The 436-nt window shown below is 62.8% G+C and carries 1 protein-coding gene; it reads right to left on the bottom strand.

What is annotated here, in order from left to right; genetic code table 11:
- Positions 1-436, bottom strand: a 436-nt coding sequence (locus ACL02S_RS24225; RefSeq protein ID WP_412804801.1) for an AMP-binding protein, incomplete at both ends; no start/stop codon positions are given.

Here is a 436-nt window from a genome sequence, read left to right as displayed (position 1 = left end):
GACCGGTGACCCATCCACACCACCCAAATCCAACTCATCGACCCGCACCACCGGCGCCACACCCGTAACGAACCCCGCCTCCGCATTCGTCAACACACACACCGGCGCCGCAACCCGCAGAATGTAATCCGTCCGCTCAACAGGCTGATCCGGATCCACCGGCACATACACCCCACCCGCCTTCGCCACCGCATACATCGCGACCACCAAATCCACCGAACGCCGCAACACCAACCCCACCCGCGACTCCGGCCCCACACCCAACGAAATCAAATACCGGGCAAGACGATTCACCCGAACATCCAACTCCCCATACGTCACCGACTCACCACCATCAGCGACCAACGCCACCGACCCCGACCCCGCCACGACCGCCGCATCCAACAACGACACCAACGTCAACGACCCATCCACCACCCACTCGGTCGCATTACGC

This window comes from Nocardia spongicola (assembly GCF_047200775.1).
Lineage (GTDB): Bacteria > Actinomycetota > Actinomycetes > Mycobacteriales > Mycobacteriaceae > Nocardia.
The sequence above is the reverse complement of the archived record's forward strand: the minus strand, read 5'-3'. Positions and strand labels throughout refer to the sequence as shown.